The sequence below is a fragment of the Streptomyces sp. NPDC037410 genome, assembly GCF_055602235.1.
This window is the reverse complement of record NZ_JBVJWR010000006.1, coordinates 112,408-136,926: the sequence shown is the minus strand read 5'-3', so window position 1 is coordinate 136,926 and position 24,519 is coordinate 112,408. Positions and strand designations below refer to the sequence as shown.

25 protein-coding genes are annotated in these 24,519 nt (G+C 71.2%); 13 read left to right on the top strand and 12 right to left on the bottom strand.

Going from position 1 to position 24,519, the window contains the following annotated elements; all coding sequences use genetic code 11:
• The gene (locus tag ACZ7HT_RS12035) at positions 1-630 is read left to right on the top strand and encodes an HAD family hydrolase (protein ID WP_471163455.1); all 630 of its coding nucleotides are present in this window, start codon (positions 1-3) and stop codon (positions 628-630) included.
• Here the strand turns inward: ACZ7HT_RS12035 and ACZ7HT_RS12030 are convergent.
• On the bottom strand, positions 618-890 hold the full coding sequence (locus tag ACZ7HT_RS12030; protein WP_471163450.1) for a hypothetical protein: 273 nt from the start codon (positions 888-890) through the stop codon (positions 618-620). The two genes, ACZ7HT_RS12035 and ACZ7HT_RS12030, sit on opposite strands and share 13 nt — an antisense overlap.
• A gap of 162 nt (positions 891-1,052) precedes the next feature.
• On the opposite strand from ACZ7HT_RS12030, the gene ACZ7HT_RS12025 reads away from it, so the two are divergent.
• From ACZ7HT_RS12025 to ACZ7HT_RS12005, 5 genes are all read left to right on the top strand, one after another.
• Positions 1,053-2,210 carry an RNA-guided endonuclease InsQ/TnpB family protein gene (locus tag ACZ7HT_RS12025; protein WP_471163448.1) on the top strand — a complete coding sequence of 386 codons (1,158 nt, stop codon included), beginning with the start codon at positions 1,053-1,055 and terminating at the stop codon, positions 2,208-2,210.
• A 229-nt stretch (positions 2,211-2,439) separates the two neighbouring features.
• Entirely contained in the window at positions 2,440-3,654 is a 1,215-nt protein-coding gene (locus tag ACZ7HT_RS12020) for a helix-turn-helix domain-containing protein (protein ID WP_471163446.1), read from the top strand.
• Between the two features lie 123 nt (positions 3,655-3,777).
• Entirely contained in the window at positions 3,778-4,161 is a 384-nt protein-coding gene (locus ACZ7HT_RS12015; protein ID WP_471163444.1) for a DUF6415 family natural product biosynthesis protein, read from the top strand.
• The gene (locus ACZ7HT_RS12010) at positions 4,158-4,388 is read left to right on the top strand and encodes a hypothetical protein (RefSeq protein WP_471163441.1); all 231 of its coding nucleotides are present in this window, start codon (positions 4,158-4,160) and stop codon (positions 4,386-4,388) included. Before ACZ7HT_RS12015 ends, ACZ7HT_RS12010 begins: the two co-directional genes overlap by 4 nt.
• Positions 4,389-4,612: 224 nt before the next feature.
• On the top strand, positions 4,613-4,996 hold the full coding sequence (locus ACZ7HT_RS12005; RefSeq protein WP_030694234.1) for a cold-shock protein: 384 nt from the start codon (positions 4,613-4,615) through the stop codon (positions 4,994-4,996).
• Positions 4,997-5,063: 67 nt separating this feature from the next.
• Here ACZ7HT_RS12005 and ACZ7HT_RS12000 read toward each other — a convergent pair whose 3' ends face one another.
• From ACZ7HT_RS12000 to ACZ7HT_RS11985, 4 genes are all read right to left on the bottom strand, one after another.
• Positions 5,064-5,909: a 1,4-dihydroxy-6-naphthoate synthase gene (locus ACZ7HT_RS12000; protein WP_471163437.1), complete on the bottom strand. Its 846-nt coding sequence runs from the start codon at positions 5,907-5,909 to the stop codon at positions 5,064-5,066.
• Positions 5,906-6,730 (bottom strand): futalosine hydrolase, encoded by an 825-nt coding sequence (locus tag ACZ7HT_RS11995; RefSeq protein WP_471163434.1) that lies wholly within the window; start codon positions 6,728-6,730, stop codon positions 5,906-5,908. Before ACZ7HT_RS11995 ends, ACZ7HT_RS12000 begins: the two co-directional genes overlap by 4 nt.
• 7 nt (positions 6,731-6,737) lie before the next feature.
• Entirely contained in the window at positions 6,738-7,223 is a 486-nt protein-coding gene (locus tag ACZ7HT_RS11990; RefSeq protein WP_471163432.1) for a DUF2771 domain-containing protein, read from the bottom strand.
• 156 nt (positions 7,224-7,379) lie between these two features.
• On the bottom strand, positions 7,380-8,777 hold the full coding sequence (locus tag ACZ7HT_RS11985; RefSeq protein WP_471163429.1) for an MFS transporter: 1,398 nt from the start codon (positions 8,775-8,777) through the stop codon (positions 7,380-7,382).
• Positions 8,778-9,318: 541 nt separating this feature from the next.
• Between ACZ7HT_RS11985 and ACZ7HT_RS11980 the strand changes: the two genes are divergently transcribed.
• The gene (locus ACZ7HT_RS11980) at positions 9,319-10,248 is read left to right on the top strand and encodes a DUF3027 domain-containing protein (RefSeq protein ID WP_471163426.1); all 930 of its coding nucleotides are present in this window, start codon (positions 9,319-9,321) and stop codon (positions 10,246-10,248) included.
• A 35-nt stretch (positions 10,249-10,283) separates the two neighbouring features.
• Here ACZ7HT_RS11980 and ACZ7HT_RS11975 read toward each other — a convergent pair whose 3' ends face one another.
• Positions 10,284-10,532 carry a zinc ribbon domain-containing protein gene (locus ACZ7HT_RS11975; protein ID WP_471163424.1) on the bottom strand — a complete coding sequence of 83 codons (249 nt, stop codon included), beginning with the start codon at positions 10,530-10,532 and terminating at the stop codon, positions 10,284-10,286.
• Between the two features lie 652 nt (positions 10,533-11,184).
• Here ACZ7HT_RS11975 and ACZ7HT_RS11970 point away from each other — a divergent pair.
• Entirely contained in the window at positions 11,185-14,349 is a 3,165-nt protein-coding gene (locus tag ACZ7HT_RS11970) for a sacsin N-terminal ATP-binding-like domain-containing protein (protein WP_471163421.1), read from the top strand.
• A 33-nt stretch (positions 14,350-14,382) separates the two neighbouring features.
• On the opposite strand, the gene ACZ7HT_RS11965 is transcribed toward ACZ7HT_RS11970, so the two are convergent.
• Complete coding sequence (locus ACZ7HT_RS11965; protein ID WP_471163419.1) at positions 14,383-15,564, bottom strand: calcium-binding protein; 1,182 nt, start codon at positions 15,562-15,564, stop codon at positions 14,383-14,385.
• A 160-nt stretch (positions 15,565-15,724) separates the two neighbouring features.
• Between ACZ7HT_RS11965 and ACZ7HT_RS11960 the strand changes: the two genes are divergently transcribed.
• Together ACZ7HT_RS11960 and ACZ7HT_RS11955 are read left to right on the top strand one after the other, a co-directional pair.
• A complete protein-coding gene (locus tag ACZ7HT_RS11960) occupies positions 15,725-16,042 on the top strand; it encodes an ArsR/SmtB family transcription factor (protein ID WP_471163416.1) in 318 nt (105 codons plus the stop codon).
• Complete coding sequence (locus ACZ7HT_RS11955; protein WP_471163412.1) at positions 16,039-16,452, top strand: SRPBCC family protein; 414 nt, start codon at positions 16,039-16,041, stop codon at positions 16,450-16,452. The genes ACZ7HT_RS11960 and ACZ7HT_RS11955 overlap by 4 nt, the downstream gene beginning before the upstream one ends.
• A gap of 889 nt (positions 16,453-17,341) precedes the next feature.
• Here the strand turns inward: ACZ7HT_RS11955 and ACZ7HT_RS11950 are convergent.
• Positions 17,342-17,902, bottom strand: coding sequence for a class IV adenylate cyclase (locus tag ACZ7HT_RS11950; protein ID WP_471163410.1), 561 nt, complete (start codon positions 17,900-17,902; stop codon positions 17,342-17,344).
• 107 nt (positions 17,903-18,009) lie between these two features.
• Positions 18,010-18,588 carry a methyltransferase domain-containing protein gene (locus ACZ7HT_RS11945; RefSeq protein ID WP_471163407.1) on the bottom strand — a complete coding sequence of 193 codons (579 nt, stop codon included), beginning with the start codon at positions 18,586-18,588 and terminating at the stop codon, positions 18,010-18,012.
• On the opposite strand from ACZ7HT_RS11945, the gene ACZ7HT_RS11940 reads away from it, so the two are divergent.
• On the top strand, positions 18,581-18,787 hold the full coding sequence (locus ACZ7HT_RS11940) for a hypothetical protein (RefSeq protein WP_471163404.1): 207 nt from the start codon (positions 18,581-18,583) through the stop codon (positions 18,785-18,787). The two genes, ACZ7HT_RS11945 and ACZ7HT_RS11940, sit on opposite strands and share 8 nt — an antisense overlap.
• Positions 18,788-19,255: 468 nt before the next feature.
• On the opposite strand, the gene ACZ7HT_RS11935 is transcribed toward ACZ7HT_RS11940, so the two are convergent.
• Positions 19,256-21,700 carry an HAD-IC family P-type ATPase gene (locus ACZ7HT_RS11935; protein ID WP_471163401.1) on the bottom strand — a complete coding sequence of 815 codons (2,445 nt, stop codon included), beginning with the start codon at positions 21,698-21,700 and terminating at the stop codon, positions 19,256-19,258.
• Positions 21,701-21,763: 63 nt separating this feature from the next.
• The gene (locus tag ACZ7HT_RS11930) at positions 21,764-22,045 is read right to left on the bottom strand and encodes a DUF2530 domain-containing protein (RefSeq protein ID WP_471163399.1); all 282 of its coding nucleotides are present in this window, start codon (positions 22,043-22,045) and stop codon (positions 21,764-21,766) included.
• Between the two features lie 152 nt (positions 22,046-22,197).
• Between ACZ7HT_RS11930 and ACZ7HT_RS11925 the strand changes: the two genes are divergently transcribed.
• Positions 22,198-23,649 (top strand): NCS2 family permease, encoded by a 1,452-nt coding sequence (locus ACZ7HT_RS11925; protein ID WP_471163396.1) that lies wholly within the window; start codon positions 22,198-22,200, stop codon positions 23,647-23,649.
• Here the strand turns inward: ACZ7HT_RS11925 and ACZ7HT_RS11920 are convergent.
• Positions 23,619-23,846: a ribbon-helix-helix protein, CopG family gene (locus tag ACZ7HT_RS11920; protein WP_116159561.1), complete on the bottom strand. Its 228-nt coding sequence runs from the start codon at positions 23,844-23,846 to the stop codon at positions 23,619-23,621. The genes ACZ7HT_RS11925 and ACZ7HT_RS11920 overlap by 31 nt on opposite strands.
• Before the next feature lie 210 nt (positions 23,847-24,056).
• Here ACZ7HT_RS11920 and ACZ7HT_RS11915 point away from each other — a divergent pair, with 210 nt between their 5' ends.
• Entirely contained in the window at positions 24,057-24,500 is a 444-nt protein-coding gene (locus ACZ7HT_RS11915; protein WP_056552920.1) for a MarR family winged helix-turn-helix transcriptional regulator, read from the top strand.
• The last annotated feature ends 19 nt before the right edge of the window (positions 24,501-24,519 follow it).

Sequence of the window (24,519 nt, the reverse complement as noted above, 5' to 3'; positions counted from 1 at the left end):
ATGACGACCACACCGCCGCCCACGGACCGGCTCACCGTCGGTTTCGACCTCGACCTGACCCTGCTCGACACCCGCCCCGGCATCAAGGCGGCCTTCGTCGCCTTCTCCGCCGAGGTCGGCGTCCCGATCGACGCCGACCTCGTCGTCAGCCGCCTCGGGCCGCCCCTGGAGCAGGAGATGGCGCACTGGTTCCCGGCGGAGCACGTCACCGAGATGACCGCCCGCTACCGGGCGCTCTACCCCTCGTACGCCATCGAACCCACCCTCCCGATGCCGGGCGCCCTGGACGCGATCGAGGCCGTGCGCGAGGCCGGCGGCCGCACGATCGTCGTCACCGCCAAGAACGGCCCGCACGCCGAGCTGCACCTCGACCACCTCGGCATGAAGCCCGACGCCGTCGCCGGCGGCCTGTGGGCCGAGGGCAAGGCGGAGGCCCTGCGCGCGCACGGCGCAGGCGTGTACGTCGGCGACCACGTCGGCGACGTCCGGGGCGCCGCCGCGGCGGGCGCGTTCTCGGTGGCCGTCGCGACCGGCCCCTGCCCCACCGAGGAGCTGCGTGCGGCCGGCGCGGACGTGGTCCTGGCGGACCTGACGGACTTCCGTGCCTGGTGGGAGGGCTACCGCGGCTGAGCGGCCGTGGCCGAAGCCTTTCGGGCCTGCCGCCGCTGGGACGCGACCGACGTCAGCAGCCCGGCGGCGGCGACCAGGAAGCCGACGCCCATCAGCATCGACACGAGGTACGCGACGGTGGGGAACGGGTCCGTCCCGAGGAACAGCGGGGCCACGGTGACCAGCGTCGCGACCGCGCCGACGATGAAGACAATCGCACCGGCACGGACGAGGCCGTCGCCCGGAGCGTTGTCGTCAGACGCTCTTACAGAGCTGGTCACGGAAAGCCTCCAAGTCGGTCGGTGCGCATCTGCGGGGATGGGCATGAGTGTGATGGTACTGGCGCGTGAGAATGCGTACATATGTGCGGCACGGTCGCAAGGTCGGGTGACCTTGTGTGAATTTCGTCCGAGCGTGTGAGCAGTTGCCTACCGTCCGAGGTTGTGAAGCTGGTGGTACAGGTCAAACTGCTGCCGACGTCTGAGCAGACGTCGGCACTGGAGAAGACCCTGCACGCCTGCGACCAGGCCGCCACGCATGCCTCGAACGTCGCCTACGCCAGGAAACTGAACAATCGCAACGGCCTCCAGAAGGAGGTGTATGCGGATGTGAAGGCGACGTTCGGGTTGTCGGCGCAGCCGGCGGTGCGGGTGGTGAAGAAGGTCGTCGACGCCTATGCCGCTCTGAAGGCGAATCTGCGGGCCGGGAATCTGGGCCCGCCCTCCTCGAAGCGGTACCGCTCGGCTGTCGGGTCGCCGGTCGTGTTCCGGCCCGAGGCGGCTCAGCCGTTCGATGACCGTTGCCTATCGTGGCAGTACGACGCGCGCACAGTGTCGATCTGGACGGTGGACGGGCGGCTGAAGGGGGTTCGGTTCGCCTGTTCGCCTGATCAAGCCAAGATGCTGGTGGCTCACCGCAAGGGGGAGAGCGATCTGATCCAGCGAGGCCGGAAGTGGTTCCTGATCGCTACGTGCGACGTCTCTGAGCCTGCCCGTTACGAGCCGGTCGACTGGATCGGGGTGGACCGGGGCATCGTCAACCTGGCTACCACCAGCGACGGCGACAATCACCAGGGGCGGCGTCTCGGTCGTTATCGGCGCTGGCAGGTACGTAAACGCGCGGAACTTCAGGCCAAGGGCACCCGCTCGGCCACTCGCCGTCTTGCCCGGCGGGTGAAGAGGGAGCACCGCCATGCCACGCAGGTGAACCATCGGATCAGCAAGGAGATCGTGTCCGTCGCGCAACGCACGGGTCGCGGGATCGCCGTCGAAGAGCTCGACGGCATACGGGACCGGGTACGGCTTCGCCGCGACCAGCGGGCCACTTTCTCCTCGTGGCCGTTCCACCAGCTTGGACAGCACCTTGCCTACAAGGCCCGCAGGGCCGGGGTGCCGTTTCTTGAGGTGGATGCGGCCTATACCTCGCAGCGCTGTCCGCGCTGCGGGCACACCGAGCGGGCCAACCGCCCCACTCGGGATGATTTCCGTTGTCGTCGGTGCGGGCTCGCTGGCCCTGCCGATGTCGTCGCCGGGGTCAACGTGCGCGACCGCGCACGCTCGGCGTGGGTATTCGTCACCATGCCCGTCCTGCCACCGGCCTAGCCGAATGGCGGGAGATGCGCCCCGTGACCGTCCCGTCGTAGGGGGCAGTCGGGAGCGCGACGAGGTGTGGGCGCCCTGGTTCTTACGAGCCGGGGTGCTCACGGCCACAGGGGTGACTACGCATTCGGCCACGTCTTTCGGCTCGTCCGTGTCGGGAAGCCAAGGCCCGCGTGACGTATCAGGCCTCGAAGCCTGATACTCGGAAGAGGCGGCGACGTACGGTGTCGGCGTGACGACCGAAGACCTGGGCAAGACCCTGCGTCGCCTGCGCCGTCTGGCCGGGCTGACGCAGGAAGAGCTGTCGGAGCGTTCCAGCGTGTCCGTGGACGTGATCCGGCAGCTTGAGCAGAGGCGTAAGCACTCGGCGCGCCTTCCCACGCTTCACGCCCTGGCGAACGGGCTCGGGGTGGAACTGACGACGCTCCTGGGGGACCCTCCTGCGGTGTCGTCCAAGGGAGAGAACGACGGCCCCAAGTTCGTAGCGATGCGGCGCGCGATCATGCCCGCGCTCTGGGGACCTGAGCCCCGACCGCCGGCCTCTGGCTTTTCCCCGGACGCGCTCCGCGAGCAGATCGCAGAGGGCTGGACCCGCTATCACGGGGCCGAGTTCGACTCTGTGATGGATGCGCTGCCCGCACTGATCACGGATGCTCACTCGGCCACGGCCTCTGCCGACCAGGACGAGCGGGGGGAAGGATTCGCAGCCTTGGGCAAAGCGCTACAGCTTGCCGGACACGTCGCCGTTCGCATGGGGAAGACAGACCTGGCGCTGATCAGCCTCGAACGGGCGATAGACGCTGCCGCCCACTCTTCGAACCCTCTGCTGCTCCCTATGCTGGTGAACTCCACTGCGTGGACGTACCAGCGGCAGGGACGGCTGGAAGACGCTCTGACCATCGCTCTGCGTGCTGCTGAGGACATGAAGAACGCGGGGCTCACTGAGACGGCGGACGGACTCAAGGTCTGGGGCGGGCTGACGATGAGCGCCGCTACCTCGGCAGCCAGGAGCGGTGACTATGACCGCGCGGCGGACCTCATGGAACGAGCGGAGAAGGAAGCCGCACGCGTCTCCAAGCTCCCTGAGGGCGGTGACAGCCGCATGGTGAGCGTGTTCAGCCCGTCGTCGGTCCGTATCGAGCGCGTACGTCTCGCCGTCCAGTACGGCCACCCGCACGACGCGTTGGCGCTGGCCAAGGGAGTGAGGCTGAGGAAGGACACTCCGCCGTCCTGGCGGACGTGGCTACTCCTGGACGTGGCGCGTGCCCATACGGACATCGGAGATGCTGCTGGGGCGGTCAAGACTCTGGAGTCCCTGCGCAAGGTGGCACCGACATGGATGCAGCACCACACACTGGCCGTGGCGATCGTCCGTGACCTCTGGTCGCTCCCGAACCATCCCCCGGGGTTGCGGGCGTTGGCCGAGTTCCTGGGGGTCGTCGGCTAAGCGATCAGAACTAGGACGTTGTGTCCCTGTCGGCACTCACGCTCAGTCGATTGCATGAGAGGTCAGCGCTCCGGCGACCGCGCGAACGGCCCCGGAGCTTGGCCGACTGCAAGGAGTCGACACGTGAACGCTACCGCGCACGGCGCAGCGGAACAGGTCCCGGAGCAGACGCTTCCGCTCGATGTGCAGACGATGCGAGGGACGGCCCTGAGAGCGCTCGGGGAGGGGGCGGAGAGTCTGCCCCTGGAAGAGCTGGACAGCCTGACTCAGGCTCTCCGGGGGATGCTGATGCTGCTTCTCCCCGAGGTGGCCGCAGCAGCCGACAGGCACCCGAAGGGAGACCTGCCTCGTATCTGCGCCCTGGTGGGCGTCGAGGACGCCTCACGCTGGCTCAGGACTCGTCCCGTGCCCGCTGCTTCCCGGTGGGCTCTCAGACACACTCAGAGGCTCGCGCGGTCGGTCATGGCGCTCACCGACCATTACGTGAACCTCGGAGATCAGGTATGAGACAGACCCTCTACTTCTGCCGTGGCTGTGAGGGCGTGATCACCGAGGAAGCCGACGCTGTGTTCCTCTGGCATGAGCCGGGGAACAGCGGCCCGGGAAGGGACGTCTACGCCCACCGCGAGCACGTCCACCAGGTAAGGGAAGACGAGACCGCTATCCGTCTCCTGGCGCGCATCCGGGTAAAGCGCCTGAGGTCTCCGGATGCCGAGTGGCGTAAGAATCTCTGATCTCCCAGACAGGTCGATACCCCCGCGACCCGCCCTCAGGGTGTGGGGGTTTCGCGCAAGTCACCCCGTGCGCCCCACTGGGCCTCTGCCCTGCTGGTAGGGGCTTCCTTCATTTGGCGGCGCGATTAAGGCTGTCGGTCCCTGGGGACAGCCCCAGTAAGGTGATCCAGGGCATTTCTACGGGCGCCCAGGAGTGTCCGGGACCGACAGAGGGAGAGTGTGCTTTGCCGACTGGCAAGGTCAAATGGTTCAACAGCGAGAAGGGCTTCGGCTTTCTCTCCCGCGACGACGGCGGCGACGTCTTCGTCCACTCGTCGGTGCTCCCTGCCGGAGTCGACGCACTGAAGCCGGGACAGCGGGTGGAGTTCGGAGTCGTCGCCGGTCAGCGCGGCGACCAGGCGCTGTCCGTCACGATCCTCGACCCGACCCCGTCCGTCGCCGCGGCGCAGCGCCGTAAGCCCGACGAACTGGCGTCCATCGTGCAGGACCTGACGACGCTCCTGGAGAACATCACGCCGATGCTGGAGCGCGGCCGCTACCCGGAGAAGGCGGCCGGGAAGAAGATCGCCGGCCTGCTGCGCGCGGTCGCCGACCAGCTCGACGTCTAGCCCTTTCGGCCGCCCTCGCACTGCTGCGCAGGCTTCGGGCGGCTGCCGGACTCCGTCCGGCCTCCCGTTACGGGAACGCCAGCGCGTCCGGGCCGAGGGGCGGTACGAGTCCCTCGGCCGCGGCGCGCGTGAGCAGCCCGCGGACCGCCGCGTAGCCGTGCTCGCCGAGGTCGGCCGTGAACTCGTTGACGTAGAGACCGATGTGCTGGTCGGCCACCTTCGGATCCATCTCCTGGGCGTGCTCCATGACGTACGGCCGCGAGGCCGCAGGGTCGTCCCAGGCCATCCGCACCGAGGCGCGGGCGGACTCGGCGAGCAGTTCGAGCGTCTCGGCGCCCAGCGAGCGGCGGGCGACGATCGCGCCCAGCGGGATCGGGAGGCCGGTCGTGGTCTCCCAGTGCTCGCCCATGTCGGCGAGGCAGTGCAGCCCGTAGTTCTTGTACGTGAAGCGGGCCTCGTGGATGACGAGCCCCGCGTCGACCTTCCCGTCCCGGACGGCGGGCATGATCTCGTGGAACGGCATCACGACGACCTCGCCGACCCCGCCGGGCACCTTCTCGGCCGCCCACAGCCGGAACAGCAGGTACGCGGTCGAGCGCTCGCTCGGCACGGCGACGGTCTTGCCCCGCAGGTCCACGTCCGCGCCGCGCGTGAGCACGAGCGGGCCGCAGCCCCGGCCGAGGGCGCCGCCGCAGGGCAGCAGGGCGTAATCGTCGAGGATCCACGGCAGGACGGCGTACGAGACCTTCAGGACGTCGTGGGTGTCGGTGCCGCTCTCGGCCCAGCCGTTGGTGACGTCGATGTCGGCGAAGGTCACGTCGAGCCGGGGCGCGCCCGGGACCCGGCCGTGCGTCCAGGCGTCGAAGACGAAGGTGTCGTTCGGGCAGGGCGAGTAGGCGATCTTGAGTTTCACGCGTGCGCCTCCACGAAGACGGTACGGCTGAGCAGCTCGAAGGTGTGCCGGAGGGCGCCCAGGGCCTCGCCGATGCGCCAGGCGGCGCGGTCGCGGGGGCCGACGGCGTTCGACACGGCCCGGATCTCGACGACGGGCACGCCGTGCGCGGCGGCGGCCTCGGCGACGCCGAAGCCCTCCATCGCCTCGGCGGCGGCCGCCGGGTGGCGCTCCGCGAGCTCGGCGGCGCGACGGGCGGTCCCGGTGACGGTGGAGACGGTGAGAACGGGCGCGAGGGCGTACGCCGGGGCCGCGGCGGGCCGGCGGGTGGCGTCCGGGGCGGCGGAGTCCGGGGCGGTGTCGTCCCGGCCCCAGGTGTCCCGGCCCCAGGTGTCCCGGCTCCCGGTGTCCCGGCTCCCCGCGTCCAGCGCGGCGGTGATCCGCCCGGTCAGCTCCTCGGGCACGGTGTGGACCGAGCGGCCGAAGCCGAGGTCCTCGACGGTGAGGTACCCGTCCGGGGTCTCGGCGCCGAGGTCGGCGGCGACGATCGCCGAGGACACGACGACGGACCCCACCGGTGCCGCGGGCTGGAACCCGCCGGCGATCCCGGCGGAGACGACGAGGCCGTAGCCGCTCCCGGCCAGGGCCTCGCACGCGAGGGCCGTCCCCGTCGCGGCGGCGACGGCCGCGGGGCCGACCCCGCCGACGAGGACGTCGACGTGGTCGTGACGGCGCAGGACGAGACCCCCCGGCAGCGGGAGCGGCTCGGGGGAGCCGAGTCCGGCGGAGACGGAGTCCGCCTCCGCCGCCACGGCCGTCACGATCAGGATCCGGTGGACCACCGGCGGATCAGGAGTCCGTGTCCTTCTTCAGCTGGAAGTGCCAGATGCCGGTCAGCTTCTTGCCGGTGTTCTCGACGATGGTCACCTGGGTCTTGTCGGTGGACTCGCCGGACTGGCTGGAGAAGAAGGCGCTGGCCGGGATGGTCCGGTACGTCTTCTTGTACGGCTCGGGCTCGGCCTGCTGGCCGCCGAGGAAGATGGTCCAGCCGTTGTCCGCGATCTTCGGGTCCACCCCGAAGCGGATCTTGTCGTCCGTGGAGACCGTGATGGACGTCTCGGCCTTCTTGTTGAGGCACTGCTGGATCTGCGACTCCTTGATGGCGTCGCCGTCGTTGTAGCAGGCGGCCTCGGCGTGGACCGATTCGGTCCCGACCGTCAGGGTCGCGAGCGGAGTCGGCTTGTCGCAGGCGGAGAGTACGAGGAGCCCGGCGGAGACGGCCCCGAGGGCGACGGCGGCCCGGCGGCGCGAGCCGGAGAAGAACGCAACGGTCATGAGCCGAAGGCTATCGGGCCGTCGCGTCCGCGCCACGCGGGGGTACGGCGTGCCGCCACGGCGTACCACTTCGTACGGACTGTCCGGGTCCGTCCGGCCCTCCGGATCCGGGATCGGGCGGAGATCAGCTCACGCGGAGGCCGGCTCAGGCGGAGATCAGGCCACCTTCGCCTTGGGACGCCCCTTCGGGCCCGGGCGGCTGCGGGCGGCCGAGAGGAGCCCCCGGACGGCGAGGAGGGCGCCCACGGCGAGGATCCCGGCGGCGACGGCCATCCCGAGGGTGCCGTTCAGGGGCAGGGCGATGCCGATCCCGCCGCCCACCACCCAGGCCATCTGGAGCGCCGTCTCGGAGCGGGCGAACGCCGAGGTCCGCACCAGCTCCGGCACGTCCCGCTGGATCAGCGCGTCCAGGGACAGCTTCGACAGGGCCTGGGTGAGCCCGGCGACGGCGACGAGGACGGCGACCATGAGGCCGCCGAAGAAGATCGCCGCGCAGATGGCCGTACCGAGCACGGCGCTGATCATCGTGGCGATGATCACCTCGGGCCCGTGGCCCCGGTCGCGCAGGAGCGAGCCGGCGGCCGTACCGCAGGCGTTCCCCGTACCGGCCGCCACGCCCACGATCCCCAGGGAGACGGCGGCGCTCTGCCCGGACAGCGGGTGCTCGCGCAGCAGGAACGCCAGGAAGAAGATCAGGAAACCCGACAGCATGCGCTGCGAGGCGTTCGCCTGGAGCCCGTGCAGCACCGACGGGCCCACGGTCCGCAGGCTCGGCTTCTTCTCGCCGTGGGTCAGCAGGTGCGCCCGCCGCTCACCCTTCGCGGAGTCCACCTTGTGCGGCAGCCGCAGCGCCCAGAACGTGCCGAGCAGGAACAGCGCGCACGCGCCGTACAGCGGCCAGCCCGGCCCGACCAGCTGGAGCCCCGCCCCGATGGGCGCGGCGATGCCGGTGGCGAGCAGCCCGGCGAGGGTGACCCGGGAGTTCGCCTTCACGAGGGAGAAGTTCGGTGGGAGGAGGCGGGGCACGACGGCGCTGCGGACCACCCCGTACGCCTTGGAGGCCACGAGGACGCCGAGCGCGGCGGGATAGAGCTCAAGCCCGCCGGTCGCGACCGCCCCCGACATCATGATCGCGAGGACGGCCCGGGTCAGCATCGCGCCCGCCATCGCCGCGCGCCGCCCGTGCGGGATCCGGTCCAGGAGCGGGCCGATCACGGGGGCGAGGAGCGTGAAGGGGGCCATCGTGACGGCCAGGTAGAGCGCGACGCGGCCCCGGGCCTGGTCGGTCGGCACCGAGAAGAAGACGGTGGAGGCGAGGGCGACGGTGATCATGACGTCGCCCGCGCCGTTCACGGCGTGGAGCTCGATCAGCTTCCCGAGCCCCGACTCGCCCGCGCCGTGCGCGTGCGTCGCCTTCCGGATCCCCTTAGCGGTCCCGGTGAACGGCAGGTGCAAGGCACGCCCGACCTTCCGGCCCGCTCGGCGGAGCGGCCCGGCGGGATCGTGTGATCGTACGGGGGACCGTGCGGCTGCCACTCCGTCATAGTGCCCCACGGGCGCCCCGGACGAACCGGGGCACGACGGAGGACCGGAACGAGCCCTCGCGCGCACGGCTCCACCCCGGGGCACTTCGCGCGGCGCGTACGGGGTCGGGCGGGTCTCTTTCGCGCGGCGCGTACGGGATCAGGGCGGGTCTCTTCGCGCGGCGCGTACGGCGTCGGGGCGGGCCTTTTCGCGCGGCGCGTACGGGATCAGAGCAGGCCCCTTCACGCGGCGCGCACGGGTCGGGGCGGGGCGCTTCGGCCCCGGTTCGCGCGTGCCGGGCGTCCGGGATACGGGCCACTTGGGACGGGCAGGTGGGCGGAGGCCCGCGAACGGGGTAGCGTGCGTAGCGCGTCACCGGCGGAAGCTCTCGGCCGCGCGCCTCTTCGGCATCCCGCAGAATGGATGGCGTTAGGTGTGCCCGAGACGCGCGAGACAAGTCGGGTGCGGACGTCGATGCGGCCCTCTGGTCCGCTCCGCCCGTCACCCGTGGCTTCGCTCCCGCCCCTCGGCCGACGCACCCGTGAGACGGCGTAGGAGAGAAGCGAGACCTGTGAGTGCTGCGACGACGCGAAGCGGTACCCCGCGTACCCCGCGAGCCACGCGTACCCCCGACCGCCTGTGCGCCGAGGCCGTAGACCTCGCGCGGGAGGCCGCCGAGGAGGCGGCCGCGCCCGGCATCGTCGGCGCACACGTCGAGGTGGTCGCGGAGGGCGACCGCGTCGTCACGCACTACTTCGAATCCAAGGAGCCCGGCTACCGGGGCTGGCGCTGGGCGGTGACCCTCACCCGCGCCTCCCGCGCCAAGAACGTCACGCTTGACGAAACCGTCCTGCTGCCGGGCACCGACGCGCTCATGGCTCCGGAGTGGGTGCCGTGGAGCGAGCGGCTGCGGCCCGGGGACATGGGTCCCGGGGACCTGCTCCCCACGGAGCAGGACGACCTGCGCCTGGAGCCCGGCTACTCGGGCGAGGACGCGCCGCCGCCGAACTCCGCCGTCTCGGAGGAGATGGTGGAGCACCTCGACGAGGAGGACGCCGAGCTGACCTCGCGTACCCCGTCGCGGGGAGCGATCGCGGCGGTCGCGGAGGAGCTCGGCATGCGCCGGGCGAGGGTCCTCTCCCGCTACGGCCTGCACGTGGCGGCGGACCGGTGGGACGAGGCGTTCGGCGCGAAGACGCCGATGGCGCAGGCGGCACCGGCCTCCTGCGAGTCCTGCGCGTTCCTGGTGCCGCTGGCGGGCTCCCTGAAGCAGGCGTTCGGCATCTGCGCCAACGAGTTCTCGCCGGCGGACGGCCGGGTCGTGTCGCTCGCGTACGGGTGCGGGGGCCACTCGGAGGCTGCGGTCATGCCGAAGCCGCCGCGGCCCGCGGCGCCGGTCCTCGACTCCATGGCGGCGGACGTCTTCCCCCTCCGCCCGGCTAAGGACTCGGGCTCCACGACGGAGCCGGACGCGGCCTCGGAGGACCTGGGCCACTCTTGACATCCTCCGCCCCGTGCGCGGGGCGGAGTCCCTTCTCAGGCCGCGTGCGGCCTGAGGGGTGGTTGACGCTTCGCAGACCGGGTGTCCCCGAGGTCTCCACGTCCTGACACCGCCTGCCCGGCGGCGTGATCGATGTTGCGCCCCGCGTTGGTGTCCGCGTTGTCCTCGAACCCGCAGTCGGGGTTCTTGCACACGAAGCGGGCCTGGGTCTCCCGGTTGCCGGGGGTGATGCGGCCGCAGGAGGAGCAGCGCCTTGAGGTGTTGGGAGCGGGAACCCTGACCACGATGCCACCGCGGTCGGCGGTCTTTGTACTCCAGCATGGTCACCGTCCGGCCCCACGCCTCGCCGGCGATCGCCCGGTTCAGTCCGGCCTTCTGGCGGACATTCCTCCCGGGGGCTTCCACGGTCCCTCTGGCGGACTTGACCATGTTGGTGATGGTCAGGTCTTCCACCCCGATGCGTGAGAAGGTCTCGGCGATGTCGGTGGTGGTCTTGTGCTGCCAGTCGACCGCTCGGCGCTTGGCTGTCGCACGGAGCTGGGCGATCTGGTCATACGTGCGCGTCAGGCGACGAGAGTCCCTCTCGCCGGGCTTGCGGGCCCGGCGCCTCCGCTCCCTGGCCTTCTCCAGCCGGCGCAGCCGCTTCGTCTCACCCTCGGTGAGCCAGGGGCCGTGTTCTCGAAAGGTGCCGTCGGACAGTTCCTCCATCAGGTGATCGCCGATATCCCGGTCATCGCGCGTCCGCGTTGCCGGAGCGTCGCGAAGGGACCCCAGCGGTGTCCCTTCGCGAGATGTGGCTGGACTTCAACGGCGTGATCCATACGGGTCGCTGGCGCGGGGGCGGATACGCGCCCGGCCTGGACGGACGTGCCCCGTCGCCCTCCACCCCACCCCGCACGGTACCTTCGGGCCCCGGCACCATCACCGCCCCGCAGAGTGGAGTCAGACGTGAGCGTCAGCGTCCGGACGACGACCGACGGAACCGATCCCTTCGGCACCGCCCGGCTGCGGCGGGGCGTGCTCGACGCCTGGGGCGCGAGTCCCGCCCGGTTCCGGGAGGACGCGAACGCCGAGGAGGACCTGGCGCTCGGCGGCTACCGCGACCGCCTCGTCGTCGAACTGGCCCAGAACGCCGCCGACGCCGCCCACCGCGCCGCCGTCACCGGCCGTCTCCGGCTGACCCTGCACCCGGCGGACCACGAGGGCCCCGCCGTCCTCGCCGCCGCGAACACCGGCGCCCCGCTGGACGCCGCCGGCGCCGAGTCGCTGTCCACCCTCCGCGCCTCCGCGAAGCGCGAGCAGGCGCACGGCGCCGTCGGCCGCTTCGGCGTCGGCTTCGCCGCCGTCCTCGCCGTCTCCGACGAACCCGCCGTCCTCGGCCGGCACGGCGGCGTCCGCTGGTCCCTCGCCGAGGCCCGCGAACTGGCCGCCGAGACCGCCCGGTACAGCCCGGGCCTCGGCGACGAACTGCGCCGCCGCGACGGCCACGTACCCCTCCTGCGGCTGCCGCTGCCCGCCGAGGGCACCGCCCCCGACGGCTACGACACCGTCGTCGTCCTCCCGCTCCGCGACGCCGCCGCCGAGGACCTGACCGAGCGCCTCCTCGCCTCGGTCGACGACGCCCTGCTCCTCACTCTTCCGGGTCTCGCCGAGATCGTCGTCGAGACACCCGAAGGAGGGGTACGGACCCTCCGCCGCTCCGAGGACGACGGCTACGTCCGCATCGACGACTCGGCGACCGGAGGCGACGGCGGCCAGGGCGGTCACCGCTGGCGGACCGTCACCCACGGCGGCCCGATCGAGCCCGGACTCCTCAAGGACCGCCCGGTCGAGGAGCGTCTGCGCCCGCACTGGTCGGTCACCTGGGCCGTACCCGTGGACGCCGAGGGCGCCCCGCGCTACCCCCGTACGACCCCGGTCGTGCACGCCCCCACCCCCACCGACGAGCCGCTCGGCATCCCTGCCCTCCTCATCGCGTCCCTCCCGCTCGACACCGCCCGGCGGCACCCCGCGCCCGGACCCCTCACCGACTTCCTGGTGCAGCGCGCGGCCGACGCGTACGCCGAACTGCTCGCCGACTGGCAGCCGGTGACGACCGCGACCCTCGACCTCGTGCCCGGCCCGCTGGGCAAGGGCCCGCTCGACGGTGCGCTGCGCGAGGCGATCCTGGACCGGCTGCCGAGGGTCGCGTTCCTGGCGCCCGCCGCGCCGTCCGAGGAACTGCCGGCGCTCCGCCCGATCGAGGCCGAGGTCGTGGAGGGCGCGGGCGCGGAGACCGTCGAGGTCCTCGCGGAGGTCTTCCCGACCCTCCTCCCGGCCGGCCTGGAGCGGCGCCCCGAACTCCGTACGCTCGGCATCGGCCGCGTCCCCCTCACCGAGGCCGTCGACCGCCTCGCCGGGGTCGACAGGGCGCCGACCTGGTGGTGGCGGCTCTACGACTCCCTCGCCGGCGTCGACCCGGACCGTCTGACGGGCCTCCCGGTGCCGCTCGCGTCCGACGCGGACGAGGAGCGGATCCGTACGACGATCGGCCCCCGCCAGGTCCTCCTCCCGCAGGACCGCACCCCCGCCGAGCTGACCCGGCTCGGCCTGAAGGTGGCGCACCCGGAGGCCGCCCACCCGCTCCTGGAGAAGCTGGGCGCCCTGCCGGCCACGCCCCGCGCGGTCCTGACGACCCCGCAGGTGCGGGCGGCGGTCGCGGCCTCCCTCGACGCGGGCGAGATCTGGGACGAGGACACCGACACCCTCGACGCGGAGGAACTGGCCGAGACGGTCCTCGCGCTGGTCCGCGACGCGGAGCTCGACCCGGGCGAGGAGCCGTGGCTCGGCGCGCTCGCCCTCCCCGACGAGGACGGCGAACTCTCCCCGGCCGGCGAACTCGTCCTCCCCGGCTCCCCCTTCGCGTCCGTGATGCGCGAGGACGAACTCGCCTTCGTCGACTCCGAGATCGCGTCCCGCTGGGGTGAGCAGCCCCTCGCCGCGTGCGGGGTGCTGGCGAACTTCGCGCTGGTCCGCGCGACCGATCTCGTCCTCGACCCGGACGAGGTCGAGCCGCGCGAGGGCGACTACCCGGAGCCGGACGACGCGGGCCTCCTCGACGCCGTCGACGTGTGGTGCGAGGACGTCCTCGACCGCCTCCCGGAGACCCCCGTACCCCCCGTGGCGACGGAGATCGTGGCCGTACGGGACCTGGACCTGGTCGACGACGACTGCTGGCCGCAGGCCCTCGCGCTCCTTGCCCAGCCACCCCTCCGGGACGCCCTGACCCAGCCCGTACGGGTCCTCCTCCCGGACGGCACGACGGAGACCGTCCGCTCGTACACGGCCTGGTGGCTGCGCGACCACCCCGTCCTCGACGGCCGCCGCCCGGCGGGCCTGCGCGCGGAGGGCTCGGACCCGCTGCTCTCCGGCCTGTACGACTCCGCCGACGCGACCGGCTTCGAGGACGAGCAGGTCCTCCGCGCCCTGGGCGTCCGCACCTCGGTCGCGGCCCTCCTCGACGAACCGGGCGGCGCGGCGGAACTCCTGACGCGGCTCGCGGACCCGTCGCGGGAGGTGACGGGCGTCCAGCTCCACGCCCTGTACACGGCCCTGGCGGACCTGGACCCCGACCAGGTGACGCTCCCCGACGAACTGCGCGCGGTCGTGGACGGCGGCCTGGTCGTCGTCGACGCGGCGGAGGCCCTGGTGGCGGACGCCCCCGACCTGCTTCCGCTGGCCGGCGACCTGCCCCTCCTCCCGGTCTCCCCGACCCGCGCGGCGGACCTGGCCGAGCTCTTCCAGGTCCGCCGCCTGAGCGAGGCCGTGGAGGCGGAGGTGACGACGGTCGGCGAGGAGCACGAGGTCCCGTCCGCGGTCCACGCCCTCCTGGGCCCGTCGACGCCCGCCTCGTACATCGAGCACGAGGAACTCCAGGCGGGCGGAGTGGAACTCGACTGGCGCCGCACCCCGGACGGCGTCGTCCACGCCGCCACCCTGGAAGGCGTGGCGGCGGGCCTCGCCTGGGCGTCCGGCCAGTGGCCCCGCCGCTTCGAGGTGGCGGCACTCCTGGAGGACCCGTCGAGGACGTCGGAACTGGCGAGGGACCGCTGGTTCGACTAAAGGGGCGGTACGGGCCAGGGACCGCTGGTTCGACTAGACGGCGGTGCGGGGGAGGCGCTGGTAGAGGGGCCGCTCGGTCCGGACGGGCGCGGCCTTCCGCGCCGACCGTGCGGCCGACTGCGCCTCGCAGTTGACCACGAGGTCCGTCCCGCCCTCGCCGTCGCAGTCGTCGACGCCCGCCTGGCCGTCGAGGGCGTCGTCGGCGGGACCGCCCCGCAGGAAGTCGTTTCCGTCGCCGCCGCGCAGGGCGTCCCGGCCGCCGGTGGTGCCGAGCGTCTGGCTCCAGTCCGAGTTGTCGCCGAAGATCCGGTCGTCGCCGCCGCGGCCTTCGATCAGGTCGTCGCCGGCGGTGGCGCCGGTGGGATCGACGAGGGAGTTGTCGCCGATGAGGATGATCTCGCCGGTGGTGCCGCCGATGATCCGGTCGTTGCCTGAGCCGACCGCGGTGCCGCCGGCCGTGTGGTCGCCGACGGCGCCGAACGCGCCGTCCGTCCCCAGGTCGATCAGGTCGTCGCCGCCGGCCCCGGTCGCGGGGCCGAACCCGGCGAAGCTGTCTCCCGTGACGTCGCCGAGGGTGCCGGGGCCTTCGAGCAGGACGTCGTCCCCGGCACCCGACGCGGAGAGGTAGCCGACGGAGTCCCCGACGATGACGTCCTCCCCGTCGCCGCCGATGATCCGGTCCGGGGCGCCGCCGTCGGCGTGGTCGGCGTAGTCGTCCCCGTAGAGGACGTCCTCGCCGACCCCGCCGACGAGGACGTCGGGGGAGGCGCCGGAGGCGGTGCCCTGGATGGCGGCGTTGTCCCCGAGCAGGAAGTCGTCGCCGGTCCCGCCGTCGAGATAGTCCCGGCCGGTGGAGCCGATGACGTCGCCGGTGTACGCGCGCACGTCGCCGACGATCTCGTCGTTACCGGCGTCCCCGAAGACCCGGTCGTCGCCGGTGCCGCCCGAGATGCGGTCGTCGCCGTCCCCGCCGTGGATGGAGTCGTTGCCGCCCAGGCCGCAGATCCGGTCGTTGCCGCCCTTGCCGTCGATGACGTCGTTGCCGGACGTGCCGATGATGACGTCGTCACCCGGGGTGCCGACGGTGCCGGTGACGGTGGCGGCGGCTTCGAAACAGGTGGCGGCCGCGGAGGCGGGCCCCGCGGCGGTGACGGTGAGCGCGGCGGCGACGAGCGCGGGGGCGCAGAGGAGGCTGACGGCTGATCTGAGGGTCATGGGGGGCATGGGGTTCCTTCGGGAGAGCGGTCGCGTTGCGTGACATCTCCCCCGGATGAAGGGGGGAATGAATGTACGGAGAGTGATTTCACCCAATGGATCGGGGGGAACGCGTCGGAAATCTTTGACGCGTCGGAAATTCCCGACGTATCGTGGGGGCATGGCGACCGACGACGTCTTCGGCGTGCTGGCCAACCCGGTACGCCGCAAACTGCTCGAAACGCTGAGGGAAGGCCCTCGCTCCACGGGCGAGCTGGCCGGGATGTTCGAGCTCGGGAGGCCGGCGGTCTCCGAGCACCTGGCGGTGCTCCGTACGGCGGGACTCGTACGCGAGGAGCCGCGCGGACGGCACCGCTTCTACCACCTCGAACCGGCCCGGCTGGCCGAGGTGAGCGAGTGGCTGCATCCGTTCGAGCACTACTGGAAGCAGCGCCTGGACGCGCTGGCCGATCTCCTGGACGAGGAAGCGGAACGATGACCGAGAACACCGAGAACTCCACGATCACCTGCGAGAAGTTCCTGCCCCACGCACCGGCGGCGGTGTGGAAGGCCCTGACGGACCCGGACCTGCACGCCCGCTGGTGGGCGGCCGGCGACGTCAGGCCCGTCGTGGGGCACCGCTTCACCCTCGACATGGGCAACTTCGGGCAGCAGCCCTGCGAGGTGACCGCGGTGGACGAAGAGCGACTGCTCGCCTACCGCTTCGCCGAGGGCACGCTCGACACCACCATCACCTGGACGCTCCACCCGGAGGGCGAGGGCACCCGCCTGGTCCTCACCCACGCGGGCTTCGACCTCGACTCCCCGATGGGCCGCCAGGCCTACGAGGGCATGGGCCACGGCTGGCCCCACGTCCTGAACCGCCTGGAAGAGACGCTGCAGGACTGACCCGGCAACGAGGGTGCGGGTGCGGCCGCCCTCTTTCCGAGTGTGGCGGCCTCCACCACCGCGTCAAGGGCGCCTCCGGCGTCGCTGCGCGATGGGCTGCGCCCACCCTTGACCCGGCGGCGGAGCCCGCCTTTTCACACTCGGAGGGCGGCCGGGGGCGGGGCCGCGCGGGGGGCCCGGGCAGTATCCGGGGTGGGTGAAGCGGGTGACGGGCCGGTGGGTGGGGGCTTGGCTTGTGGCGCGGGTGGGTGGGTCCGGTTCCGTCTCGTCGGGGTGCGCGGCAGTTGAATGGGGCGGCCGGGCGGCGCTTAGCGACCGACGGCCGTCGGGTAGTCGGACTTCAGGCCCCGCTGGTCACTGCCGGTGGGTGGTAAGGCGCGAATAACTGCACGCTACTCCCGGTAACAGCCCTCAACCGACGCCCCAAAAGGGGCACATCACCCAACCGGCCTGAGTTACTGCAGGAAACACACCACCGGGAGCGACCAGCGGGGCCTGAAGCCCCACCAAAGGACCACGGACAGCCGCTCAGCGCCGCCGGGCCGCCCCATTCAACGACAGCGCACCCCGACGAGACAGAATCGGCCCCACCCACACCCGCTACGAACCAAGCCCCCACCCACCCAGCCGCGCGGCCGACACCCGCCCAGCCGATGCCCGGCCTCGCCCCCACCCACGGGGGTGTTCCCCGCCTACGGCGGGACGGGCCCCCGGCGCCCCGGCGTGGACCTCCACCCCCGGACCGCCCTCCGAGAGGTCTTTCGCTCCTGGAGGTGGCGGGTCAAGGGTGGCCGAAGGCCATCGGCGAAGCCGACTTGCCCTTGACGCGCCGCCGGAAGGAGCGACTCTCGGAAAGAGGGCGATCCCACCAGAAGCCCACCGACCCGGTCTACCCCGAGAACCCGACCGACCCGAAGAGAAGCGTGCGCTCGGCGAGGATGTCGCGGCCCGCCTCGCTCTTGTAGATCTCGTCGACGCTCCCGAACCGGGCCTCGCTGTAGTCGAGGTCGAGCAGGGCCGTGGCCTGGCGGACGGATGCCTCGTCCGGGCCTTCGATTTCGATGAAGGTGGGAAGGTCGGGCCAGGTGTCGAAGTCGAAGGCGACCTCGCCCAGGCGCCACTCCTCGCGGTAGTTCTCCTCGAAGCGGACCTCGGTGAGGCCGAGACGGCGAAGGATGTCGGCCATCGCGTGCGGGTCGGCGACCTCGGTCTCGATCTCGGTGGTGCCGTCGATGGTGGTGGAGTCGGTGACCTGCTTGAGGGTGAGGGTGGAGCGGGTGCCCTCGTCCCGCAGTCGGAGCCATGCCCCGCGGTCGAGAGCGTCGTTCTCGAAGATCTTGCGGGTCATGAGGGTGCGCGGGAAAGCCTGCGTGGCGCCCAGGGCTGCCAGCTTGTTCCGGAGGGCGGTGACGTCGACGTTCAGGAACTTGGCTTCGTACTCGTGCTGCATGTCCGTCCTTCTCACAGGGTGCCGTTACGGGGCGGTGCGGGCTGCGATGAGCAGGCCCGTGCCAGGTGGACGTTCCAGAACTCACCAACCCGGCCCACCCCAAAGCCTCACCCACACCTGCCGCCCTCAGGCCAGGTGATCGTCTGCGCCTCCGGGGCGACCGTGATCCGGAAGCGGTCGAGGCCCGGTGCCCCGGCCCGGCGCCAGCGGGCAACGTGGTCTTCGATCCGGTTCCAGAGGCGGTCCGGACCGCCATGGCGGGCGATCCAGCGGTCGCCGTCGCGGTGCAGCGCGGCCCACGACCCGGTGGTGACGTCGATGAGCAAGGGGTGCTCCTCACCTCCCTCGGAGGAGAGGCGAACGAGTTGCGCGCGAGGCGCGGCGAGTTGAGCGACGAAGCGGGTGGTCCAGTCGTCCAGGATGTCCGGGCCGAGAGCTGTCTCGGCCTCCTCATCGCCAGAGAGATCGGGGAGCACTCCCAAGGGTGGCGGGACATGGGGGCGGGCCGGCATGAAGGAGATCTGGCCGCCGAGGAGTCGGCCGTGCGCGGTACCGTCCTCGCCGACGGTGAGGCGGGCGAGTTCGGAAGAGTACATCCAGCCGCACACGGTGGCCAGGATCTGGCCGCCGGGCCGGCTCTGGGCGAGCCAGGCCGGTGGGATGGCCAGGACACCGCAGGTGGCCACGATGCGGTCGTACGGCCCGCTGCCCGGGTCCCCCGCGGAGGCCGTCCCCGACGAGCAGGCGGGGCGCGTGGCCGGTGGTGCCGAGGGCGGCGCGGGCCCGGATCGACACGTCCTCGTCGAGGGGCGTGAGCGCGCGGCACTCGGCGTGCGAGAGGACAGGGCCGAGTTCGTACGGCCCAGGGCGGCGAGCAGGATGTAGCCCGGGAACGGGTCGGCTTCGTCTCGCGCGGCACGTCACCTTGCTGGAAGGCGGCCCACCAGGCGCTGTCGCGTGGCGTTCGGGTGAACCACGTTCGGGTGATCCACCGACCCTCCAGGCACTCGCGTCCGCGCCGCGGATGACCGGCCCGCTGGATGCGGTTGAGGGCGGTGCGCAGGGCGCACTGGCCGTACGGCGTCTGCTTGGCCAGCGTCTTCACCGAGATGTCGCTGCCCTCGGGGAGCCGGTCGATGTACGCGGCGATGGCGGCCTCACGGGACGGGAGGTGGGTGAAATTCTGGGGCCCACGCGGCTCCTGGTGCGGCTAGAGGCGTATGACACTGCGTGGCAAATCAGCCACTCTGCGTCAAGTCGCAGGGTGGGTGGGTGGGTTGAAGACCAGGCCCGATCCCCTTCCCTGGAACAGCGCCCGAAGCACGGACCTTGAGTTTCGGGCCCGGCGGGCCCCTACGCCGGGAACCTTCGGTCCACCCAGCGCCAGGCCAGTTCCAGGAGGAGGCAGCCCGCTGCCGCGATGGCTACCGCTGTCCAGGGCATCGTCACGCCCACCAGTTTCAGGGCGAAGAAGTTCTGGAGCCAGGGGACGATCAGGACCAGGAGGAAGGCTCCTCCCATCGCCGCCACCAGGGTGAGGCGCCACCAGGTGTAGGGGCGGGCGATGATCGCCAGGACCCACATCGAGACGAGGAAGAGGGTGAGGGTGGCCGCGCTCGTCTCGGCGCCCAGGGCGTCCGTGCCCGTGTAGTAGTGGCGGGCCAGGAGGTACGTCGTGAAGGTGGCCGCCGCCGCGATGGCGCCGCCGGGGATCGCGTACCGCATCACCCGGCGTACGAAGTTCGGCTTCGCGCGTTCCGTGTTGGGGGCCAGCGCGAGGAAGAAGGCCGGGACGCCGATCGTGAGGGTGGAGAGCAGGGTCAGGTGGCGGGGGAGGAAGGGGTACTCCACCTGGGAGACGGCCACCAGGATCGCCAGGAGGACCGAGTAGACCGTCTTCGTGAGGAAGAGCGTGGCGACGCGCGTGATGTTGCCGATGACCCGGCGGCCCTCCGCCACCACCGACGGGAGGCTCGCGAAGCTGTTGTTCAACAGGACGATCTGCGCCACCGCCCTCGTCGCCTCCGAGCCCGAGCCCATCGAGACGCCGATGTCCGCGTCCTTCAGGGCCAGGACGTCGTTCACGCCGTCGCCCGTCATCGCGACCGTGTGGCCGTGGGACTGCAGCGCCGCCACCATCTCCCGTTTCTGCCGCGGCGTGACCCGGCCGAAGACCGCGTTCTCGTCCAGTATCTTCGCCATCTCCTCCCGGTCGGTGGGGAGCTGCCGGGCGTCGATCGTGTTCTCCGCTCCGGGCATGTCCAGTTTTCCGGCCACCGCGCCCACCGCGACCGCGTTGTCGCCGGAGATGACCTTGGTGGCGACCCGCTGGTCGGCGAAGTAGGCGAGGGTGTCGGCGGCGTCGGGGCGGAGACGTTGTTCCAGGACGATCAGGGCGGTGGGGTGGGTGTCGGTGGTGAGTTCGGGGTCGTCCAGTTCGTGGGTCGTACGGGTCAGGAGGAGGACCCGTAGGCCCTGTTCGTTGAGGTGGTCGATCTTCGGGAGGGTCGGGTCCTCCGGGGGGAGGAGGACGTCCGGCGCGCCCAGGAGCCACGTCGAGTTCTCGCCGTTCCCCTCGCTGAACGACGCCCCGCTGTACTTGCGGGCCGACGAGAACGGCAGGCTCTCCGTGCAGCGCCACTCCACCGTGTCCGGGTAGGCCTCGATGATGGCCTGGAGGGAGGCGTTCGGGCGCGGGTCGGATTCGCCCAGGGCGCCCAGTACTTTGCGGACGTAGCCCTCGTCGCTGCCGTTGAGGGAGTGGAGGGCCGTGACGTCCATGCCGCCCTCGGTGAGCGTGCCCGTCTTGTCCAGGCAGACGACGTCGACCCGGGCCAGGCCCTCGATCGCCGGCAACTCCTGGACGAGGCACTGCCGGCGGCCGAGCCGGATGACGCCGACGGCGAAGGCGACCGAGGTGAGGAGGACGAGGCCCTCCGGGATCATCGGGACGATGCCGCCGACCGTACGGGCGACCGCTTCCTTGAAGTCGTTGTTCTTGACGACGAGCTGGCTGATGACGAGCCCGATCGCGGTCGGGACCATCATCCACGTCACGTACTTGAGGATGGTGGAGATGCCCGTACGCAGTTCCGAGTGGACCAGCGTGAAGCGGGACGCCTCCTCGGCGAGCTGCGCCGCGTACGCCTCGCGTCCGACCTTGGTGGCGGTGAAGGCGCCGCCGCCTGCGACGACGAACGAGCCGGACATCATCCGGTCGCCGGGTTTCTTCACCACCGGGTCGGCCTCGCCCGTGAGCAGCGACTCGTCGATCTCCAGGCTGTCGGCCTCCGCCACCTCGCCGTCCACGACGACCTTGTCGCCCGGGCCGAGTTCGATGAGGTCGCCCAGGACGATCTCGGAGGTGGAGATCTCGGCGGCCGCGCCCTCCCGCCGGACGGTGGGTTTCGCCTCGCCGATGACGGCGAGCCCGTCGAGGGTCTTCTTGGCGCGGAGCTCCTGGACGATGCCGATGCCGGTGTTGGCGACGATCACGAAGCCGAAGAGGCTGTCCTGGATCGGCGCGACGATCAGCATGATCACCCAGAGCACGCCGATGATCGCGTTGAAGCGGGTGAAGACGTTCGCCCGGACGATGTCCGTGGTCGAGCGGGAGCTGCGCAGGGGGACGTCGTTGACCTCCCCGCGGGCGACGCGTTCGGCGACCTGGGCGGAGGTGAGCCCGGCGGGGTGGTGGACGACGGGCGGTTCCGCCGGCCCGGTGCGTGGGTCGGTCTCCGGTCCGGGCCGTGGGCCGGTCCCTTCGCCGTCCGTGTCGATCTTCGCCCGCTGAGTCATGTTTTCGACGGTACGACCGGATTCGGTCGTTCACCTGCCGAGAGGGGGCCTCTTACGCAGGGGCTACGGCTGCGCGTCCCCGCCGTCGGCCGTCTGCTGGGCCGCCGCGTGTCGCTTGATCGCCGCGTCCCGCTTCCGTACGTACCAGATGCCGATCAGGCCGAGGCCCGCGCCGGCCAGGCAGGTCCAGATCCACGAGGTGATGCCCCGGTCGTCGAACCAGCCGTAGAAGGGGAGCTGCGCGAGGAAGAGGACGAACCAGAGGATCGTTCCGCCGGTGATGGTGGCGACGACCGGCCCTTCGAGGGGCTCGGGTGCCTCGTGCTTCGGTGTCCACTTCGCCATGGGCTCAGTTTAGGCCGCCCGTTTCTGTGTCTACGCGCGGAGATAGACGCCCGCTCGTTCATGTGTTCATACTGAAACGGTTTGCCTCTGGCGGGTTCCACTCGTATGAACCGCCAAAAAGGACTTCTCTGAACCTCCGAAGAGGAACCCCCATGAGCTCGACGGCCACCGCCAAGGCCACGCCCCAGGAGACCCCCCAGGACCAGGGTCCCGTCTCCGGCCTCGACCGCTACTTCAAGATCTCCGAGCGCGGCTCCACCGTCGCCCGCGAGGTCCGTGGCGGTTTCGCCACCTTCTTCGCGATGGCCTACATCATCGTGCTGAACCCGATCATCCTCGGCAGCGCCAAGGACATGTACGGGCACCAGCTCGACAGCGGCCAGCTCGTCACCGCCACCGTCCTCACGGCGGCGTTCACGACGCTCCTCATGGGTGTCATCGGCAACGTGCCGATCGCCCTCGCCGCCGGCCTCGGCGTCAACACGGTCGTCGCGCTCCAGCTCGCGCCCAAGATGTCCTGGCCGGACGCCATGGGCATGGTCGTCCTCGCCGGCATCGTGGTGATGCTGCTGGTCGCCACCGGTCTGCGCGAGCGCGTCATGAACGCCGTCCCGGTCGGCCTGCGCAAGGGCATCGCGATCGGCATCGGCCTCTTCATCATGCTGATCGGCCTCGTCGACTCGGGCTTCGTCTCCCGTATCCCCGACGCCGCGCACACCACCGTCCCGCTCCAGCTCGGCGGCGACGGTCACCTCACCGGCTGGCCGGTCCTCGTCTTCATCCTGGGCACGCTCCTCACCCTCGCGCTGATCATCCGCAAGGTGCCGGGCGCGATCCTGATCTCGATCGTCGTCATGACGATCGCGGCCATGGTGATCAACGCGGTCGCGAAGGTTCCCTCGTGGGGCCTCACCACCCCCGAGTGGCCCGGCAACCCCGTCGCCTCGCCCGACTTCGGGCTCGTCGGCAAGGTCAGCCTCTTCGGCGGCTTCGACAAGGTCGGCGTCCTCACCGGCGTCCTGTTCGTCTTCACCGTGCTGCTGTCCTGCTTCTTCGACGCGATGGGCACGATCCTCGGCGTCGGCGACGAGGCCAAGCTGATCGACAAGGACGGCAACTTCCCCGGCATCAACAAGGTCCTCCTCGTCGACGGCCTGGCCGTCGCCTCCGGCGGTGCGACCTCCTCCTCGGCCACCACCTGCTTCGTGGAGTCCACGGCGGGCGTCGGCGAGGGGGCCCGTACGGGTCTCGCCTCGGTCGTGACCGGCGGGCTGTTCTCGGTGGCGCTGTTCCTCACGCCGCTCGCGACCATGGTGCCGTCGCAGGCGGCGACCCCCGCGCTGCTCGCGGTGGGCTTCCTGATCCTGGCCGGTTCGATCAAGGAGATCGACTGGGCCGACTACACCATCGCGGTGCCGGCGTTCCTGGCCATGCTGATGATGCCGTTCACGTACTCGATCACGAACGGCATCGGCATCGGCTTCATCTCGTTCAGCGTGCTGCGTCTGGCGGCCGGCCGGGGCCGTGAGGTCCCGGTGGCCATGTACGTCGTGTCGGCGGTCTTCGTCTTCTACTACGCGATGCCGGCGCTCGGCCTCACGTGATCGTCGGTCGCGGCTCCGCGTGAGCCGTAGAACTTCTCCGTCTCGTCGACGGCGGTCTTGAACCGCTCGTCGAAATCCTCGCGAATGAGCGTCCGGGCCACATAGTCCTGGACGCTCATTCCTCTTTTCGCGGCGTGACTCCTGAGCCGGTCGAGCAGCTCACCGTCGATGCGCAGGCTGAGCACTGTCGATCCCATGCCGTTCAGGGTCGGGGCAGGCGGTGCCTCTTTGCGTCACTTTCCGGATCCGACTCACTCATTTGGGTGATACATGGATGCCGAAGCGTGACCCGCGCACACCTCGGTTGTCGCCCCCTGTGACCCTTGTGGGCCTTATGGGTGTGATCCGTGCGACGTCCGCGCGTTCTCGTTGGTATTTAGACAGAGTAATGAGTTAGCCTAATGAACATGCCTGACCTGTCCCACGGCACCGCCGACGACGCCGCCGCCGTGAACGCGCTCCGCTCCGCCGTCATGCGACTGGGCCGACGCCTCAAGCACCAGCGCGTCGACGAGTCGCTGAGCCCCACCGAGATGTCGGTCCTCGGCACTCTCGCGCTCTGCGGCTCCGCCACCCCCGGTGAGCTGGCGCGCAAGGAGCACGTCCAGCCGCCGTCGATGACCCGCATCGTCGCGCTGCTCGAAGCCAAGGGACTGGTCCGGCTGGAGCCGCACCCCGACGACCGCCGGCAGAAGGTGGTCAGCCAGACCGAGCAGGCCGAAGCCATGCTCGAAGAGTCCCGCCGCAAGCGGAACGCCTGGCTGGCCTCCCTCGCCGAGGGTCTGGACGAGGACGAGTGGGCCAAGCTGCGCGCGGCCGCCCCGGTCCTGGAGAAGCTCGCCCACCTGTAACCGAGGCGCCAAGGAGGCG

Coding starts and splice junctions, on each gene's coding strand:
- ACZ7HT_RS11925 (WP_471163396.1), top strand. CDS start 22,198: ATGAGCTCGACGGCCACCGCCAAGGCCACGCCCCAGGAGACCCCCCAG.
- ACZ7HT_RS11935 (WP_471163401.1), bottom strand. CDS start 21,700: ATGACTCAGCGGGCGAAGATCGACACGGACGGCGAAGGGACCGGCCCA.
- ACZ7HT_RS11960 (WP_471163416.1), top strand. CDS start 15,725: ATGGCGACCGACGACGTCTTCGGCGTGCTGGCCAACCCGGTACGCCGC.
- ACZ7HT_RS11915 (WP_056552920.1), top strand. CDS start 24,057: ATGCCTGACCTGTCCCACGGCACCGCCGACGACGCCGCCGCCGTGAAC.
- ACZ7HT_RS11965 (WP_471163419.1), bottom strand. CDS start 15,564: ATGACCCTCAGATCAGCCGTCAGCCTCCTCTGCGCCCCCGCGCTCGTC.
- ACZ7HT_RS11990 (WP_471163432.1), bottom strand. CDS start 7,223: ATGACCGTTGCGTTCTTCTCCGGCTCGCGCCGCCGGGCCGCCGTCGCC.
- ACZ7HT_RS12010 (WP_471163441.1), top strand. CDS start 4,158: ATGAGACAGACCCTCTACTTCTGCCGTGGCTGTGAGGGCGTGATCACC.
- ACZ7HT_RS12035 (WP_471163455.1), top strand. CDS start 1: ATGACGACCACACCGCCGCCCACGGACCGGCTCACCGTCGGTTTCGAC.
- ACZ7HT_RS11955 (WP_471163412.1), top strand. CDS start 16,039: ATGACCGAGAACACCGAGAACTCCACGATCACCTGCGAGAAGTTCCTG.
- ACZ7HT_RS11950 (WP_471163410.1), bottom strand. CDS start 17,902: ATGCAGCACGAGTACGAAGCCAAGTTCCTGAACGTCGACGTCACCGCC.
- ACZ7HT_RS11930 (WP_471163399.1), bottom strand. CDS start 22,045: ATGGCGAAGTGGACACCGAAGCACGAGGCACCCGAGCCCCTCGAAGGG.
- ACZ7HT_RS11920 (WP_116159561.1), bottom strand. CDS start 23,846: ATGGGATCGACAGTGCTCAGCCTGCGCATCGACGGTGAGCTGCTCGAC.